Consider the following 312-nt stretch of genomic DNA (forward strand, 5'->3'; position numbering starts at 1 on the left):
CGGCGGCGGTGATGGCCTCAAAGGTGAAGTTCGGCTCGTCGAGCAGGCGGTCGAGCACGCCCCAGACAAAGGCGCCATGCGCGTCGCTTGCCAGGACGATGTCAACAGACTGGCCCCCTTCTAGCCGGGAATTCGTCCTGGAAATGACGGCCTGGTCAGTTCGCGTTCCGGATTGGACGTGCATCTTTTTGTCTCCATCCCAAAGTCGCCGGCAAGGGCGACTGGTGGAGAGACTGCCGCATCTTCTTTTTTGGCCGAAATGCCAAGGTGGCATGAAGTCCATAGGCAGATTGCATTGGCTGCCGGTCTTCA

General features: G+C 59.3%; 1 pseudogene. It reads right to left on the bottom strand.

Annotated features, from left to right (window positions below):
• Positions 1–184 (bottom strand): annotated as a pseudogene (locus EN818_RS31660) (hypothetical protein); the annotation flags it as partial.
• Between the last annotated feature and the right edge of the window lie 128 nt (positions 185–312).

The organism is Mesorhizobium sp. M3A.F.Ca.ET.175.01.1.1, from assembly GCF_004791945.1.
Lineage (GTDB): Bacteria > Pseudomonadota > Alphaproteobacteria > Rhizobiales > Rhizobiaceae > Mesorhizobium.